This window comes from Candidatus Phytoplasma mali, from assembly GCF_000026205.1.
Taxonomy (GTDB): Bacteria; Bacillota_I; Bacilli_A; order Acholeplasmatales; family Acholeplasmataceae; genus Phytoplasma; species Phytoplasma mali.
In genome coordinates this window covers 498,135-513,499 of record NC_011047.1, presented here as the reverse complement: position 1 = coordinate 513,499, position 15,365 = coordinate 498,135, and the positions used below count along the sequence as shown (strand labels likewise).

Here is a 15,365-nt window from a genome sequence, read left to right as displayed (position 1 = left end):
AAAAGATTATTATAAAAATACCTTACTTTTTATCTTGCTAAAAAAACAGGAAATTTTATATTATAAATAATTAGGCCGTTTTTAATTTGATGTCAAATAAAATTTTCTGATTTACATCAATACATTCAAATAATAGATAAAATTATATTATATAAACTCATTTAAATTAAAATATTAATTAAAATAATTCAATGAATTAATTTTAAAATTATTTTTATTTTTTTTTTGATAAATTTTTATGTTGACTGCTGCTTTCTGGTTGATCATTATTTTTTGTTTTAGTTGTTTTATTATTAACTTTTCTTTGTTGATAATTTTTAATTTTTTGACTAATATAATCATATTGGACCGAAAGATTTATTTTTCTTGTATTATCCAAATGATATTCGATCATTTGTTGTTGTATTAAATATTGTTCATTTTGCCAAAATAAATACATTTCATCATTTAAAATTTCATCATCATTATTATTTTTTTTACTATTTCTCATTGCTTTTACATAATTATTATTGTTAATAATAAAAAATAATCCTAATAAAATAAATAAACACTAATTTTTATAAATTGGTTTTTAAATTTAAACATTAGTAATTCATTCCTTAATCTTTAATTTTATTATCCTTTTTTATGATTATTTTAAAAAATAATTTAAAAAAGTTTAAATTAATTTTATGATATAATAATATTTTTTTCTAATATTTCTAATTTCACTCTAACATAAATATTAATTTAAAACAAATCAAATACTTAAATATATAAAAAATACTATTTTCCAAAATTAATAAGAATTATCAAAATAAAATTAATATTTATTTCATTTGATTTTAAAAATTCTAAAGTTTTGAAAAATGATGAAACTGTTAGTTTATAATTAAATATTGAATTTATTTATTATGAAAATTTTAAAATGTGAAACGGACCTAGAAAAATGGAACTACTAAAAAACACAAAAATAAAATAAAAAATCGTTTATTAAATTTAATTGAATAATAACTAAAAAAATATTTTGTCAAATTTTTTATTAAAACTAACTGAATTATTTTTTTAGAAAGTTATTTTTCCTTTCTGGAATTTTTAAATTTAATTTCTTATTTGTTATTAAACCAAAAAAAATAAAAATCAAATTAATGGATTTTTGAAAAAATTTAAAAAAAATATAATTTTTAAAACACTTAGAATTTACATAGGTAAAATTTTATTAAAGTATTTTTTAAGTTTAAAAATTAATGATAATAGGTTGTTTAACGAAAAAATGACTCTCATTTCGAGAATCATTTAAATATTTTTTTATTAATTAATCTTGTGGGTTTAATTTTGGTTTTGGCGTTTTTGCTTTTAATTTTTCATAATAAAATTTACTAATTGGAAAATAATTATGGGAATTAATCGTTTTATTAAAATCTTTTTCTAAAAAACGGAAAATTCCTAATAATTGAAATAATTTTACATAGAAACACCAAAAACAAGCAGATATTTCACAAAAATAATATATTAACGCTAACATACCTATAATAATTAAAAACCACATTGATATATAATTAATTTTATTATAAATTGGATTTTGATTGATTGAGGAATTAAATTTCGGAATTAAAAACACTATAAATGTAGTTAAAACAATCCAAAATGTTAATTGATAGAATTTTCTTAAAAAATAATTTTTTCCTTCAGGTAATTCTTTACCATATGTATCCGATTTATAACAATTACACATATTACCTTTACTAGGAATATCTGGTAACGATTCACCAAAATCAACATTATTTAAGGTTTTGGCTTTATTAGGATCTTTATAAATAAATCCTGTTCCTCGTACTATTTTAAAAGAAATATAATTTAATATTCCCCATGCTATAAAGCATGAAATAAAACTAAAAATCCAATATATTATTTGGTGTTCCATAAAACCCAAATGACTACTTTTTAATTCTAAGGCAGTAATAAACAACATAGAACTTAAAATTAAAAAGGCGATGATATCTTTAATTATTTGTTTACGTTGCATTTTATAACCTCCTTTTCTTTATATTTTTTTATAATTTTAAAAAATTTTTTAGAGGTGTTCTCCAAGTTGGAAAAAGTTTAGTCAAAGTGTCATAAGCACCGTAACAAATATCTTTAGCTGTATTAACGGTTGCTTTGTTAACACTTTCAAAAGCTACTGTGGTACTTTTACCAACGTTATTGGCGAAATCTAAAGGGTCGTTTACTTTTTTATAATTATTTTGATTCGAAAGATTTTTAAATAACTCTTTAAAAACGTTAACTGGATAACTTTTTGCTTTATTTATAGTTTCACCAAATTCAAAAAATCCTCTGGCTAAAACACGAGCTACTGGAACATCGTCCACGAAATCGGTCACATTCATTGCAAAATCTTCCAATTTGCTAATATGTGAACTGACCATTTCTAAAGCGGCAGGATTATTTTTTTCGAAAATATCAATTACTAAATCTGCTAATTTTTCACTTACAACCTCAACAGCACCAGTAATTACAAAATTACCTAAAGATATCTTTTTAACAGCTTTTTTAGATACTTTTTGAGCAATCTTTTTCATAATTTTTTTAATAGTTATTTTTTTGTTTTTAATATTTTTAACACTTGGCACTTTATCTGACGCTTTATCTATTATAGCGGAAGCAAATTTTACTGCAAGATTATCTTTTTTAGCATGTCTTGCTTTTAAAATATCATGATGTTGTAATACATTCACATCTTCTCTTATTTTCCAAAAAAAATACATATGGGGTGAACCATTGCCTAACCATCTTAAATCCACAAAATCATAATTGCGATCTCTTTTATTTCTAGTACCACCATCAAAATAAACGGCTAGAATGTCTTCTTCATCCTTAATAGACCAATGAATAGACCCTTCTTTTGTAGCATTATATGATGAAATATTGCTGACAGAACCATTAAAATTAGGATTAATACGGGTTTTAATATAATTTAGAACTGTATTTTGATCAGCATCAGATTCTAACATGATGTGAATAATTTCTGTTTGTCTAATAGTTCTTTCGGAAAATTCATTCTAACACAACCCAAAAACTTGATTATCAAAAACCAATAATAAACAAATAGTAATCAATAAAATAAAACAAATATTTAAAAAATAACTAGAATGAAAATTGATTATCCTAAAATTTTTTTGTTACTTTCTTTCCTTTGATAATTTAATTATATATATTATAACACCAAGTAAAAAAATGTTTAATAAAATTTTTGGTGAAATGATTGTGCACCTAAGAAAACAAAAAATACTGCCATTCAACAGTATTTAAGGTTTTTAAAGTTTTTTGTTTGTTTAATGTTGAAGTTGGTTTTCTTTTTTTCTTAACACAAATAAATTCTAATAAAAAAAGACTTATAAACAATAAGTCTTTTAATCAATGAAAATATAAAAAGTTTTGGTTTTAATGGAAATTCAAAACATTATTCAAATACTGCTTTTTTTCATTATAAGTTTTTTATGTATAATAAGTCAAAAAAATAAATAAATATTTTATCTTATTTTTTTTTAATAAAATAATTTACAATACTTACAATAATATATAAAATTGATAAAAATATTGTCACAAAAGCTTCTAATAAAAACCAAACTAAAAGCCATTCACATTTTTTAGGTATTTTTTGTTCGATAAAACGATCTAGTTGATTTAAAGTATTAACCCAAACTAAACTATATAATATCAAGAAAAATAACGCCTCTAATAATCCTAAAAATAAAACAATTAATTTATTACTGCCTAAAAAAGAAGGCAAAAAAGATGTACCACAAAAAAAACTAATGATAAATAATTTTTTGAGCCAAACATGGAATCTCAAGTTAACTTTTATTTTATTAACTCTATATAAATAGCTTATTAAAAAAAGCACTATAAAACTTATCAAAAATGGTAATAAAACAAATAATATTAAAAAATACCTTAAAATAGTGTTTGATAAAGGCGATGATACAAATGTAGTTGTTAATAATTTATGTTCTGCAAAATAAAAACACGCAAAATATACTCCCCATACAACAGCCAAAAAAATCGAAAATAAAAAACAAATCCGACTAGCAAAAACATATACATCTACAAAACAATAAAATAAAAAACGTATGAAATATAATAAAACTATAATGATTAATGTTGAATACCAAAATGAAAATAATGATGTAATTTCACATTTGAAATTAATTAAAAAACAAATAGTAATAATCGCTGATAAGATGAGAATACCAATCAAACTATATAACCTATAAAAAACACTTTTATGAGATATAACGGCGTCTGATTTAGTTTTTTGAAAAATATTTTCTTTTAATTGGTTAATTTTATGAATGTTTTTTTGAATAAATTTATTTTGTCTTTGATCGTCATGATGGTTATTAATATAAGTTTTGAAATTTTGTTTATAAAACTTACTTGAAGGATTGATCATAAAATCCAAATATTTAGTTTTTGTAATGATATATAAAGCAAGACAACCAACAATAAAATTAATACCTAAATAATAATAATTCATTTTTTTAATTTACCACAATAAACGGTTAAGTTTTTTTGGGGTTCCATTTCTAGACCGTGTTTAAGTTGAATTAAATTTATAAGCATATGGCTAGAATCAGAAAAATTAACTCTCTTAATTAATCTATAAACACTATTGTTGTTACTATCTTTCTTTAATTCATACAATTTTAATTCATTTTTGGAAGGAAAACGAAGCACAAACCCTAATGTTTTTTCATAACTATTATTTTTTATATCAAAAAGAATATTTTCTTTTTTAGATGCAAAAGACTCATATTTTTTTTCTGCCATATCAATTGCTTCAAACACCTCAGGAAAAAAAATTTTCCCCCAGGTATTTCCAACAACTTTTTTAGTTCCTTTTTTTAAAGCGGTTTTGGCGATAGCATGGCCTACTTTTTGGTTTATTTTTTTCTTAATATAATTTTTAATTTTGGTTTGGATTTCTTTGGTGATTTTTTTTTGGGTTAAATCCATTTTTGCTATGCCTATTTCTACTAATTCTGCATCTGAAAATTCACCTTTTAATAATAATTTTTCTACCAATTCATCAAAATTAGCTGTTTCTAAAAAATCTGTTAAATTAATGACAAAATCAATAACACTAGTAATGAAAGAAGGAGACATATCACAATCACAAAAAGTGATATCTACTTGTTTTATTTCATTCAATTGACTAGGATCAAAAAAGAAAAAAGCTTTCCCTTGATCATTTAAAGTATAATATCTAACAATATCATTAATCATGGCAACGCCATCATCTTTAAAATCACAAATTTGATCACCACCGTATTCTTTGGCTATTTGATAACCTGTTTTAATTACTTTAAACAATTTAGCTGGAGAAAAAAAATTCAAACCGATGTTAATAGCATTACTGGCTATTTGAGGTTTATTAGCATACTCTTGATAAGTTCTACAAGGAACCATTTTCATTCCTGGAAAATCATAAAACATTCTTGCATTACTAGCAAAAACATGTCCATCTTCGTGTCGCCAAAATTTTGAATTATGTCTTTGACTATAATCTATTTCATAATCATTAGGATTAAAAGATAGTTGATTAGTCCCGCCTCCACCATCAGTAATTAAAGCAAAAACAGGAATTAAAGAAATATTTAAAAAAGAAAAGATTAAAAAAATAAAAAATAAAACTTTTATTTTAAGATTTTTAAAAAAATTAAAAGACATAAAACCCCCTAAAAATTATTTTTTATTTAATAAAATTAAAATATTGTATTTTTTTAAAAATAGATAATAATTTATAAAAATTAACATCTCTTTGCGAAAAATTAAAAATAACTAGAATGAAAATTGATTATCCTAAAAGATTTTTGTTACTTTTTTCCTTTAATAATTTAATTATATATTTTTTATACAATTGGTTTTTGGTTGGGATTGTTTTTGATATCAACTCATATCTTTTGAATATCATGTATTTGAAACTCGTAAAATATATATTGTGTATATGATAACACACTAATTAAAAAAATGTTTAAAATAAATTTTTGGTGAAGCGATTATGCACCTAAGAAAACCAAAAATACTGCTATTAAACAGTATTGAATATTTTTAAAGATTCAATTATTTTATTTTTTGTTGCTTTTTTTCAATTTCTTTTTGTTGTTCATAATAACAAACACTGATAGGAAAGTAATTATGAGAATTAATAGTTTTATTAAAATCTTTTTCTAAAAATAAGAAAATACCTAACCATTTAAAAAATTTAACATAGTGACGCCAAAAACAAGCAAAAGATTCACAAAAATAATATATTGACACTAAAATACCCATAATAATTAAAAAACACATTAATATATAATTGCAGTGAACCAGAAAATGGAACCACTAAAAACACAAAAATAAAATAAAAAATCGTTTATTAAATTTAATTGAATAATAACTAAAAAAATATTTTGTCAAATTTTTTATTAAAACTAACTGAATTATTTTTTTAGAAAGTTATTTTCCCTTTCGAGAATTTTTAAATTTAATTTCTTATTTGTTATTAAACCAAAAAAAATAAAAGTCAAATTAATTGATTTTTGAAAAAATTTAAAAAAAATATACTTAGAATTTACATAGGTAAAATTTTATTAAAGAATTTTAAAAGTTTAAAAATTAGTGATAATAGGTTGTTTAAAAAAAAATGACTCTCAGTTTGAGAGTCATTTAATATTTTTTATTAATTAATCTTTTGGGTTTGATTTTGGTTTTGGCGTTTTCGCTTTTAATTTTTCATAATAAAATTTACTAATTGGAAAATAATTATGGGAATTAATAGTTTTATTAAAATCTTTTTCTAAAAAACGGAAAATCCCTAATAATTGAAATAATTTTACATAAAAACACCAAAAACAAGCATATCTTTCACAAAAAAAATATATTGACATTAACATACCTATAATAATTAAAAACCACATTGATATATAATAAATGTGATTATAAATTGGATTTTGATTGATTGCGGGCTTAAATTTCGGAATTAAAAACACTATAAATGTAGTTAAAGCAATCCAAAATGTTAATTGAAAGAATTTTCTTAAAAAATAATTTTTTTCCCCAGGTAATTCTTTACCATATATATCTGATTTATAACAATAATACATATCACCTTCAATAGGAACATCTGGTAACGATTCACCAAAATCAATATTATTTAAGGTTTTGGCTTTATGAGGATCTTTATAAATAAATCGAAGTGTTGCATTTTTTTGGACTTTTTAAAAAAATAAAATAACTACTTAGATTTTTTGTTTTATTTTTTTATTTTTTAAAACGTTGTTTTTTTTAAAATATTTTTATTTTAAAAAAATACCCTACACTTATATATATCCCCCTTTTTACGAAAACTCTTAAAAATTTTTAATTTTGTTTAATTAGTTCGTAAAAAGTGAATGAATTTTAAATAGCAATTATAATGATATTTTTAAAAATATTTTTTAAAAATATTTTTATTTTAAAAAAATACCCTACACTTATAAGGATCCCCTTTTTTACGAAAAGGTTCCAAAATTTTTAATTTTGTTTAATTAATTCGTAAAAAGTGAATGAATTTATATATATTAAGAAAATTTACTTTTTTGAATTAAAAGGTATAATGATACCAAAAATAATTTAAAGTGGTAAATTTGAGGTATTTTTTAGGTATAAGATTCAAAAATTAACCACAATTAAAATGAAAATTTCTAAATTTTATTTTTAAGATTGTTATTCCTTAATTATTTGATGATTTAAAAAAGTCTATTCTTGATAATTATTAGGAGTTTGATAATTTAGTTTAGTTAAAATCCAATTATTATTATAAAATATTAAGAAATTATAAATTAATTGTTTAGCTTTTTCATAAGTTAAATTTTCTAAATAAGGAATTTCGTGATAAATTAACGTTTTAATTAAACCAAAAAAAGATTCCATTAAAGCGTTATCGTTAGGTTTAGCTTTACGTGACATACTAATTTTAAAACCTCGTTTTATCAACCAATTTTGGAAATTATAAGAACGATAAATTGTTCCTTGATCGAAATGAATAATACAATTAGATTTAATTTGCATAATTTGGTTAAAAGTATCGTAAATTAAAATTTTATTTGGATTTTGAGAAATCTTAAAAGCAATTATTTTTCGATTATAAGCATCAATAATGGTTGATAAATATAAAAATTGATTATCAATAATTTTAAATTGTGTGATATCAGTAAATAATTTTTGCATTGGTTGATTAGTATAAAAAGTATTTTGGTCTTGATGGATTAAATTTTCGGAAATTGTAAAATTTGATTGATATTGATGACGATAACGTTTTGGTTTTAATTTACATAAACAGTGATTTTGTTTCATAATACGATAAACAGTAGTAATATTTAAATTAGCTTGATATTGACGATTATATAACATAGTAATCTTACGAAAACCATAATAAAATTTGTTAACTTGACATAAACGTTTAATTCTTTTCACAATCAAATTTCGATTTGCTAATTTACGTTTTTGATCTTGAGAAACTTTTAACCAATAATAATAAGTTGATTTACTAACATTTAAGATGCGTAATATTTTTCTTAAAGATGTTATTCCTTGATATTGTTGAATCATTTTTAACAAAAACACTTTAGGAAATTTAAAACTTTCAATAATTTTTTTTCGAATTTGATTTTCCACAATTTTTAACCCTTTTATTTTTAATTCGATGTTAACATAATTTAAAAGGTTATTCAAATCAAATACTAACTAACTAAAAAATAAAACCATTTAATGTTTCTAATTGGGAGATTAAAGTTTTACTAATTTTAGTTCGTTTAATAAAATCAGTTTTATCAGTAAATAATTTTTGTTGACGTTGCTGAATAATTAAATTTGCTTTTTCAATTCCTAATGAATTTAAAGCAGTTAAAGGTATTAATAAAGTAGTTTCGTTAATAATTAAAAATTCATTAATTGCTGAATAATTCCAATTAATTGGTTGTAATTTAAAATTTTGTTGTTTAAATTCTAAAACTAATTCATAAGTTATTAAGGATTCATTTTCTAAATTGGTTAATTTTCGTTGTTTAATTTGATTTAAAGTTTTAATTTCTTGTTCTAAATTTTTAATTGAACCAATGATTAATTGGTAATTAAATTGAGTTATTTTTTGTGAAAAATATCCATAATAAAATAAAATTGGATAATAAACTTTAAAATAAGCAATTTTAATTGCCATTAAAGTATAAGCTGAAGCATGAGCTTTTGGAAATAAATACTTAATTTTAAAAGCTGATTTCCAATACCATGTTGGAATTAAATTTTGATAAGGTTTAATTAAAGTTTGCCATTCAGTGAGGTTTTGATGTTGTTTACCTTTTCGAACAAATTCCATGATTTCGAAAGCTTTAATTTTTGGTACTTGATTAATGATTAAATAATTATAAATATCTTCACGACATGCAATAATATCTTTGAAAGTAATTTTAACTGGTAAATTTTGAAATTCATTTGTTTGATTAATAATATCTAAACCATTATTTAACCAAACATTAGTACCATGAGATAATCCTGACACTTTAATTAATTTTTCTAAATTAAAGGGTTGATTTTCAACTTGATAAATATTAACTAACATTTTACGGACAAATTTAGTACCAAATTCTGGAATACCTAAAGTACTAATTGTAATTCCTTGACTATTTTTAAAAGTTTGAGTAAATAATTGAAATACTTTGGAATCATTAATTGGAATTTCATGATAATTTTTAAAAGGAAATTTTTTTGGATGTTGTTTAATATAATCAAAAAACATTTTAAATAAAGTAGGATTTTCATGACTTAAAATATCTAATTTTGATAAATTATTTTCAAAACTGTGATATTCAAAACTAATTGTTTGCCAAATTTTTGAGTTATGAATTGAATTTTGAAAAGGGGCAATTTGATAAATTGAATTATTTTTTGGAACAATTATTAGACCTGAGCTATGAGTGCCAATAGTTCTTTTGGTACCAATTAATTGTTTGCTAATTAAATTAATTTGATGAAATCGTGCTTTAATTTGTTGAGTTTTTAAATAATTATAAACATAACTAAAAGCAGTTTTATTCGAAATAGTTTGAATTGTACTAACTTTAAAAACTTGTTTAATGCCTAAAATAAACTGTAAATAATTTTGAGCTTTTTCTTGATATTTAGAAGCAAAATTTAAATCAATATCAGGGGTTTTATTACCATTTAAACCTAAAAAAGCTTCAAATGGAATATTATTACCAGTTTTGAATAATAATAAATCACAACGAGGACATTCAATTGTTGATTCTAATTCTGATACATTAAACCAAGTTTGTAAACAATTTTGACAATAATAATGTGGTTTTAATGGATTAACTTCCGTAATTCCAATTAAATAAGCAATAAATGATGAACCAATTGAACCTCGAGAACCAACTAAATAACCATCTTGAAGTGATTTTTGAACTAATAAATAAGCTAATAAATACATTACAGTAATATTTTCATAATTAGGACTTTGATGATTAATAATAATTTGAAATTCTTGATAAAAACGTTGTTTTAATTCTAAAGACCAATTTTCACCATATTTAGTTATCATTTTAGTTAAAATGATTTGTTTTAAAGTTTGATTAATACTATTAATTTTTAAAGGTGAAGTAGCTAATTCATTATCAGCTAAAGTTAATAATTTTTGTGGCAAAATATTAATTGAAGCAATTTTGGTATTTAATAAATTAGGATTAATAATCACAATTTCCTCAATTAATTTTGAATCATTTAAAAATTCAAACATTTTTAACATTTCAGTGGTTGTTAAAAAAGCATTATTAGGTAAATCCTCGAATTCACATTTAACTAATGGATGTAATTTCTTAGCTATTAAAGCAGTTTTGGTATAAATAGCATAATATTTTTTTTGTTCGTGATCTAAATAAAAAACATTTCCTGTAGCAATAATTAATTTTTTAGCTTTTTTAGCAAATTTAATAATTCTTTTAATAGCATTTTGAATAATTTTTGAACCATTAGTACCTAAATTTAACATTAAATGTTGATAACAAGTAATTGGTTGAATTGTAATATAATCATAAAAATTAATAGCATTTTCTAAATCAAAATCATTTTCATTTAAAGCAATTTCCATTAAATCACCATCATTAATAGTATTACCAATTAATAAATTAGAACGATGATTAATTAAATCCATAAATGTTAATTTAGTGGTTGAATTAAAATTAGTTATTTGTGCTTTACTTAATAATTGATATAAAGTAGTTAAACCAATTTGATTTTTAACTAATAGTGTAATACGAAAAGGTTTAATAAATTTAACTGGTAAAGTTAATTTTAATTGTTGATAAAATTGAATGTTTTTGGTTAATAAATAATTTAAAAGTTGTTGAAAAATGGTTTTAGTAATTAAAACATCACTCATAGCACGATGATGATTTTCAAAAGAAATTTTAAAATATTTAGCTAAACTTTTTAAATTAAAATAACGTAAATTTGAATCCAAACAATAACGAGCTAAATTTAATGTATCAATAAAAGGTAAATTTAATTTCAAATTTAAATGTTTTTTAGTTTGATTAACTAAAAATCCCATATCGAAACTAATATTATGTGCTATTAAAATACTATTTTCACAAAATTTTAAAAATTTTGGTAAAATTGTAGCAATTAATGGTTGATTTTTTAAATCTTGATTAGAAATATTGGTTAAATTTTCAATAAAAGGAGTTAATTCTTGTTGAGGATTGATTAAAGTTTGAAATTCATCAATAATTTGATTATTTTGAATTTTAATTGCAGCAATTTCAATAATTTGATCGTTAATTTTTGATAATCCAGTAGTTTCAAAATCAAAAATTACATATGTAGCTAAATTTAAATCATAATCTTGAGTAATTTTTGGATTATTAAGATAAAGTTTTTGATTTGATTGAAAATAAATTTCTAATCCATAAATTGGTTTAATATTTGTATTTTTAAAAACTGCTTCAATTTTTGGAAATGCAATAACATTATCTAAATCAATAAAAGCAATACTTGAATGTTGATATTGATTTAAACGTGTTAAATAAGTTTCAGGACTAATTAAACCATTAAATTCTGACATTTTTGTATGAGCTGAAAATTCAATTCGTTTTAAACCAACTTGTTTGTCAATTTTAATTGGTAAAATAATTTTTTGATAAGTTTTTAAAATTAAATAAACTTGATCGTTGATTTTTGGTTGATAAATTGTTCCAGTAATTTCTAAATAATCATCATTTTGAATTTCAGCATTTTGCCATTTTTGTTTTTCATCAATATTAAAATCGAATTTTTTAACCAAAATTGCATCATCACTACTTAAATCGAAAGTTTTTTTAGCTAAAATAAATTCTAAAACCAATTTTTCATTATCTAAATAACTTGGTTTAAATTGAATTTCTTGAATATAACCTTTTAATGTTAAAGTTTTATTTTTAAAACCATAATTTTGGTTAATTAAAGCTAAATATTGAACTTTAGAATGTGGAATAATCGTAAAATTATCAACTTGTAATTTAATTTGTGGTTTAATAGTTTGATAAGTTTGATATAAAGTTTGGTATTGTGGTTTTAATTTTGGAATAGTTTGATTAACTATTTTGAGTAATAAATCACCTTTATTTTTTTGAGCGTAAATATAATGATAAATATTTTTATAACCTTGGTGAGTTAAATCTAATTCTTGACAATAAATTAAATTTGAATCTAAAAAATAATAATTTTTTGTATTATTTTCGATTTTAGTTCGAATTTTTTTAATAATTTGATTGTTTTTATAAATAATTTTTTGATCTAATTTTAGATTTTGGATTAAATGTGGATTAATTTTATTTGGTTTAATAATTAATTTTTGATAATCCAAATTTTGATAATTAATTTCTTTTAATTGGAAATTAGTTTTTTGAAATTTAAAATTTTGAAATTTAGTTTGATTTTTAATAATTAAAATGAATTCTTTTTTTGTAATTTCAAGAATAAAATCACGATGAAAGATTTTAATTAATTGATTGTTTTCGTAAAAAAGTTCATGATTCTTAATAATTTGTTTAATAATTTTTGACATAAAAGCTCCTTTAAAGATGATTTTTTAAATAAAAAAAAATACCATTAAAAAATGGTATTAAAATTAATTAATTTGATTTTAATAAAAATAACGTTTTTGTTAACTTTTAATTTTAAATGATACATTTATACTCAAAATAAATTTACGAACAAAATAAAAGGTATTTTCGATATTGAAATTACCAATTATAAAAAAATTTTAAGACAAAATGGAAAACGAAAAAAAGGTGATAAATTATTTTTTACTTCTTTTAGATTTTTAAATTCTTTTCAATTTAAAGATAATTTAAATTTTCAATTGTAATTTAATTTTGATGAAGTTAATTTTGGTATCATTTTGCTTCAATTTATTTCTCGATTCAAAATTTTTTTTTATTTTTTTTTAAAAAATAAAAAAAATATTGATAATAATTTAATGTTAGATTAACATGAGAAATTTACAAAATCGAGCTTTTATTATAAACATTATTTCTCTTATAAGGAATAAAAAAGAAACTGCTAGATAAAAATAACTATTCTTAAAATAAAAAAATAATGCTATGATAATATAAACCAAAATTACTTCAAAACGTGATTTAAAAAAAAGCTTGGTTTTTATATAAAAAAATATATATATAATAATAAAAAAAACAGACATATATAAATATAAAAAAAATATATCTATTTTTTTATAAATATAAAATATAAATATCAGGTACTTAAATCGTAAATAAAAATCGAATAAAAACGAAAAGCAAATGTTGTCACTATTGTTGTCGTTGTATCACTTATCATTGCCACTAATGTTGTCACTATTGTTGTATCTATGTTGGTATGTGTTGTCATTGTAAATTCGACATTTTAGCGCGTATTTTACGTATCTTTTTTCAAATTGAAGTTTTTTTTTAAAAAAATTTAAATTATAATTATTAAACGTTTAAAGACCTTTATTTGGTTAATAGTTTATTAAGGTATATAATAGATGTTTATTTTGATTTAATAACCAAATAATGGTATTTTTTTAGGTTTAATTTAGAATTAAGTTTTAAATTATAATTCTTTTTCAATTAAATTCCAAATTTGATTAAAAAGTTTTAAATCAAATTTGATACTTAATTTAGAATATAAATCTTGGATTAAATTAATCTTATTAATTGATAAATTAGTTTCAATATTAATAGTTAAATATTTGAATTCATTTTTTTGATTTAAATTAATGATTCCTAAACTATAACGATTTTTACCTTTTAAATCGATTAAATATTCAAAATTTTGATTTTGATATTTTAAAGTACTTAAATTAAAATAAAATCGTCGATTTTTAAAATAAAAACTTTTTCGTTTAATATTTAAACGATTACTTTTAACTTTAAAACCAATTGATGTTTGTTTTAAGAAAAACTTTAAATATGGTAAATCAGCTTTTAAATATAAAATTCGATTATATTTTAGAACGTAATTGGTTTTTAATGGTTGTTGAAATTGATCTAATTTCGTTTCGTTTTTAAAAGGAATTAATTTTAAAGTTTTTAATTTTGATTTTAAAATTGGAATTAATAACTCTTTGATTTGATTTTTATTAAAATCACGATATTGATGTTGAAAAATTGATTTTGAACCTAAATATTTAGTATCATTAAAATAATCAATTTCTAAATTTGTTTCATTAGTTTGAGGTTTTGTAATTGGTAAATCGTGATTTAATTGTTGATATAGAATGTTTTTTTGATTAATAATTAAAGGATAATTAATTTCTGAAACATAAAAAGTATGATTTTTGTAATTATAGTATTCAAAAACTTGATTTTTTTTGGTATATTTTTGAATTAAAATGGTTAAATTAGATAAAGCATTTGGATTTAAATGGTTTAAAAAGTTAATAATTGGTTTAATATTAGAATTTGAATTTGAATTTGAATTTGAATTAGTAGTGATTTTAGTTTTTTCATAAACAATGGAAATTGGAAAATCCATTTTTTCTTTAATATTTTTTTGAATATGATTAAAAAAACTTTTATCATAAAAAATTGAATTTTCATATTCGTTTAAATTATTTGAACCAAAATTAACAACAAAATCGGCTTTTTTACTTTGATTAGAAATTGAAAATTGATAATTAATTCGAAAAGATAATGCAATTTTAATGGTTTCAATATTTGATAACTTTTCAGTTAAAATAGTAAAATTAGTAATTTTTGTTAAATTCGTTAACATATTTCCTCCTTTTTTAATTAATAAGGATATTGATTAAAATATCCATTTAAATTATTAAAATTTAAAAT

Annotated in this window: 11 protein-coding genes; all 11 read right to left on the bottom strand. The window is 20.5% G+C overall.

Annotated features, from left to right (window positions below):
- Nucleotides 1–214 precede the first annotated feature (214 nt).
- The 11 genes from ATP_RS02345 to ATP_RS02790 all read right to left on the bottom strand — a co-directional run bounded on the left by ATP_RS02345 (nucleotide 215) and on the right by ATP_RS02790 (nucleotide 15,297).
- Nucleotides 215–490, bottom strand: coding sequence for a hypothetical protein (locus ATP_RS02345; protein ID WP_012504573.1), 276 nt, complete (start codon nucleotides 488–490; stop codon nucleotides 215–217).
- Nucleotides 491–1,294: 804 nt separating this feature from the next.
- Nucleotides 1,295–2,005, bottom strand: a complete 711-nt coding sequence (locus ATP_RS02340) for a hypothetical protein (protein WP_041186090.1) — start codon at nucleotides 2,003–2,005, stop codon at nucleotides 1,295–1,297.
- Between the two features lie 28 nt (nucleotides 2,006–2,033).
- Nucleotides 2,034–2,993: a hypothetical protein gene (locus tag ATP_RS02800; RefSeq protein WP_049821848.1), complete on the bottom strand. Its 960-nt coding sequence runs from the start codon at nucleotides 2,991–2,993 to the stop codon at nucleotides 2,034–2,036.
- A 259-nt stretch (nucleotides 2,994–3,252) separates the two neighbouring features.
- Nucleotides 3,253–3,384 (bottom strand): hypothetical protein, encoded by a 132-nt coding sequence (locus ATP_RS02935; protein WP_269445976.1) that lies wholly within the window; start codon nucleotides 3,382–3,384, stop codon nucleotides 3,253–3,255.
- Between the two features lie 133 nt (nucleotides 3,385–3,517).
- Nucleotides 3,518–4,519, bottom strand: a complete 1,002-nt coding sequence (locus tag ATP_RS02330; RefSeq protein ID WP_041186089.1) for a hypothetical protein — start codon at nucleotides 4,517–4,519, stop codon at nucleotides 3,518–3,520.
- The gene (locus ATP_RS02325; RefSeq protein WP_012504569.1) at nucleotides 4,516–5,712 is read right to left on the bottom strand and encodes a hypothetical protein; all 1,197 of its coding nucleotides are present in this window, start codon (nucleotides 5,710–5,712) and stop codon (nucleotides 4,516–4,518) included. The genes ATP_RS02330 and ATP_RS02325 overlap by 4 nt, the downstream gene beginning before the upstream one ends.
- Nucleotides 5,713–6,105: 393 nt before the next feature.
- Complete coding sequence (locus ATP_RS02320; RefSeq protein WP_231834343.1) at nucleotides 6,106–6,303, bottom strand: hypothetical protein; 198 nt, start codon at nucleotides 6,301–6,303, stop codon at nucleotides 6,106–6,108.
- Between the two features lie 407 nt (nucleotides 6,304–6,710).
- On the bottom strand, nucleotides 6,711–7,130 hold the full coding sequence (locus ATP_RS02795) for a hypothetical protein (RefSeq protein ID WP_049821847.1): 420 nt from the start codon (nucleotides 7,128–7,130) through the stop codon (nucleotides 6,711–6,713).
- Between the two features lie 634 nt (nucleotides 7,131–7,764).
- Nucleotides 7,765–8,682, bottom strand: a complete 918-nt coding sequence (locus tag ATP_RS02310; protein WP_083767384.1) for an IS3 family transposase — start codon at nucleotides 8,680–8,682, stop codon at nucleotides 7,765–7,767.
- Nucleotides 8,683–8,755: 73 nt separating this feature from the next.
- Complete coding sequence (locus tag ATP_RS02305) at nucleotides 8,756–13,105, bottom strand: PolC-type DNA polymerase III (RefSeq protein WP_012504567.1); 4,350 nt, start codon at nucleotides 13,103–13,105, stop codon at nucleotides 8,756–8,758.
- A 1,028-nt stretch (nucleotides 13,106–14,133) separates the two neighbouring features.
- Complete coding sequence (locus ATP_RS02790; RefSeq protein ID WP_012504566.1) at nucleotides 14,134–15,297, bottom strand: hypothetical protein; 1,164 nt, start codon at nucleotides 15,295–15,297, stop codon at nucleotides 14,134–14,136.
- Between the last annotated feature and the right edge of the window lie 68 nt (nucleotides 15,298–15,365).